General features: G+C 56.1%; 4 protein-coding genes. 1 reads left to right on the top strand and 3 read right to left on the bottom strand.

Features of this window, described 5'->3' with window-relative positions; all coding sequences use genetic code 11:
• Window positions 1-101: 101 nt before the first annotated feature.
• Window positions 102-1,475: an argininosuccinate lyase gene (gene argH / locus ACLQ7H_RS05025; protein ID WP_411751724.1), complete on the top strand. Its 1,374-nt coding sequence runs from the start codon at window positions 102-104 to the stop codon at window positions 1,473-1,475.
• Between the two features lie 81 nt (window positions 1,476-1,556).
• Here argH and ACLQ7H_RS05020 read toward each other — a convergent pair whose 3' ends face one another.
• The 3 genes from ACLQ7H_RS05020 to ACLQ7H_RS05010 form a co-directional block, all read right to left on the bottom strand.
• Window positions 1,557-1,883, bottom strand: a complete 327-nt coding sequence (locus ACLQ7H_RS05020; protein ID WP_411751723.1) for a type II toxin-antitoxin system HicB family antitoxin — start codon at window positions 1,881-1,883, stop codon at window positions 1,557-1,559.
• Entirely contained in the window at window positions 1,870-2,130 is a 261-nt protein-coding gene (locus tag ACLQ7H_RS05015; RefSeq protein WP_411751722.1) for a toxin HicA, read from the bottom strand. Before ACLQ7H_RS05015 ends, ACLQ7H_RS05020 begins: the two co-directional genes overlap by 14 nt.
• 170 nt (window positions 2,131-2,300) lie before the next feature.
• Window positions 2,301-3,088, bottom strand: a 788-nt coding sequence (locus ACLQ7H_RS05010; protein WP_411751721.1) for an FAD-dependent oxidoreductase, incomplete at its 5' end; no start/stop codon positions are given.

The following is a 3,088-nucleotide window of genomic DNA, read 5'->3' as shown; positions in this document are numbered from 1 at the left end:
CGCGCGTTGAACGAGAAGAAAAAGTAACGTCGTTGGTTTAGCGTCAATTTGAGGGGCGCAGCATGCTGCGCCCTTTCGCATACTTATTCAGGAGCAAGATTATGGCACTTTGGGGCGGACGGTTTAGTCAGGCAGCGGATCAGCGGTTCAAACAGTTAAATGATTCCCTGCGCTTCGACTATCGCCTGGCGGAACAGGATATTGTGGGCTCCGTCGCCTGGTCAAAAGCGCTGGTGACCGTCAACGTACTGACGTCAGCAGAGCAACAGCAGTTGGAGCACGCACTGAACGTGCTGCTGGAAGAAGTGCAGGCCGATCCTCTGGCGATCGTTAACAGCGACGCAGAAGATATTCACAGCTGGGTTGAGCAGAAGCTGATTGATAAAGTCGGCGATCTGGGCAAAAAGCTGCATACCGGCCGCAGCCGTAACGATCAGGTGGCCACCGATCTGAAACTGTGGTGCAAACATCAAGTCAGCGAACTGCATCAGGCATTGGTACAGCTGCAACAGGCTCTGGTAGAAACCGCCGAAGCCAATCAGGATGCGGTGATGCCGGGTTACACCCACTTGCAGCGCGCCCAGCCGGTAACTTTTGCCCACTGGTGCCTCGCTTACGTTGAGATGCTGGCGCGTGATGAAAGCCGCCTGCAGGATACGTTGAAACGTCTGGATGTCAGCCCGCTGGGTAGCGGCGCCTTGGCCGGAACCGCTTATCCGATCGACCGTGAACAACTGGCTGGCTGGCTGGGCTTTGCTTCTGCCACGCGCAACAGCCTGGACAGCGTCTCCGATCGCGATCACGTGCTGGAGCTGCTTTCCAATGCTGCCATCAGCATGGTGCACCTGTCGCGCTTTGCCGAAGACCTGATCTTCTTCAATAGCGGCGAAGCGGCGTTTGTCGAACTTTCGGATCGCGTGACCTCAGGCTCATCCCTGATGCCGCAGAAGAAAAACCCGGACGCCTTAGAGCTGATCCGTGGCAAGTCTGGCCGCGTGCAAGGGGCTTTGACCGGCATGATGATGACGTTGAAAGGCTTGCCGTTGGCCTACAACAAAGACATGCAGGAAGACAAGGAAGGGCTGTTCGACGCGCTCGACACCTGGATGGACTGCCTGCAGATGGCGGCATTGGTGCTGGATGGCATTCAGGTGAAGCGGCCGCGCTGCCAGGAAGCGGCACAGCAAGGCTATGCCAACGCCACCGAACTGGCCGACTATCTGGTTGCCAAAGGCGTGCCGTTCCGCGAAGCGCACCACATTGTGGGTGAAGCGGTCGTGGAAGCGATCCGCCAGGGCAAGCCGTTGGAAGACCTACCGTTGAGCGATTTGCAGAAATTCAACAGCGTGATTGGCGATGACGTTTATCCGATCCTGTCGCTGCAATCTTGCCTGGATAAGCGCGCGGCCAAGGGCGGCGTTTCTCCTCAGCAGGTTGCCTATGCGATCGCCGAGGCGAAAAAACGCCTGTTCTAAGCTACGCCTGAGGGCAGCGCAATGCTGCCCTCAGATTGGCTAGCTTGCTGAATTTGTAAGGGTGCTGCATGCAACGCCCGCTTACCCTGCCAGCCGAGCGCACAAATAACGGTTCAGGCTAACGCCTTCATCCATAGCATTAATCGCCAGACGGCGATGCTGTTCCGGGGTCATCCGCAGCACCAATTTCCCACTGAAGTTTTTCTCTGCCAGTGCTTCTGGCGGCGTTTCGCCTTGGGTAAGCATATCGGCGATCACATCGCAGACCAGCTTTTCAATACCGTCCAGCGCTGCCGTGCGGGTAGGTGCCAGCCAAGACAGAGAGGGAAACTCCGTACAGAGGCCGACATATTCACCGTCTTCCGCCGACCAGGTGATGCGGTAAGTGTAATGCTCATGTTTTTCCATGTTCTTCCTCCAGTTTGCTCAGCGCACAGATCACCTGCTTAACCTGATATACCTTTGCCATGCCGCTATCTGCACGTTGGATATTCACGCGTGGATCCCCCGGCCAGGGCATTTTGTAAACCTTGTGGCTGCCACCGTTCAAGCGAGGTGGGCCAAACCAGTAGGTGCAGGTCTTAACCAATGCGTTGAATTTGATATTGGCTTGCCGCTGTTGCAGATCGTCAATGGTTTCTCTGAGTCCTTTCATTTATCTGCCCCTATATTAGTATCAATATTAGTATCATTTCAAGATGAAGGAGCATAAAAATGACGCTAAAACCAACACTCCGCAAGCAGGGGGATTCAAGGCTGGAATGCCATACGCAAAAAACCGGGCGCGGAGGCCCGGTTGTGCTGACTAACGGGATAGCGAAAGGCTTATTCGCCAGGGCAACGTTGGCAGCGTTCCGCCTCAGACTCACCCAGCTTCAGCTTGGCTTGCAGATCGCGTAGCGCGGTACGCAGCCCTTCTTCGATCACCGGGTGGTAGAACGGCATATCCAGCATTTGGTCGATGGTCATCTGCTGCTGATGTGCCCAGGCCAGCAGATGGGCGATATGCTCCACGTCCGGCCCCATCATCTCAGCACCCAGGAAGCGACCGGTTCCCTGCTCACCATAAACGTGCAAGATGCCTTTATTGCGTAGCATCACCCGGGAACGGCCCTGGTTTTCGAACGACACGGCACCTACTTCAAAGCAGCCACAGGCACTGAATTTCTGGTTCAGTTCACGGAAGGTTGAGCCGACCATGGCGATTTGCGGGTCTGAGAACACTACGGAAATCGCACTGCGGCGTAGGCCTGGCGTGACTTCAGGGAAGCTGCCCGCGTTGTGCCCGGCAATACGTGCCTGATCGCTGGCTTCGTGCAGCAGTGGCAATTGGTTGCTGGCATCCCCGGCGATGAAAATATGCGGCACGCTGGTTTGCATGGTTAAGCGATCGGCCTGTGGCACGCCTTTGGCATCCAGCAGCAGGGTGGTATTTTCCAACCCCAGCTTGTCGACGTTTGGCCGGCGGCCGGTGGCGGCCAGCACGTAATCCACCATCATTTCCTGCGTTTGGCCGTGCAGATCCTGGTAGCGGATAAACACTTTGTCGCCTTCGCGCTGCATAATGTCTACTTTGACATCCGGGTCGAGATAGAACTCTTCGCCCAATGTTC

This window comes from Serratia sp. (in: enterobacteria), assembly GCF_046715635.1.
GTDB lineage: Bacteria > Pseudomonadota > Gammaproteobacteria > Enterobacterales > Enterobacteriaceae > Chania.
This window is presented reverse-complemented; position numbering and strand designations above follow the sequence as displayed.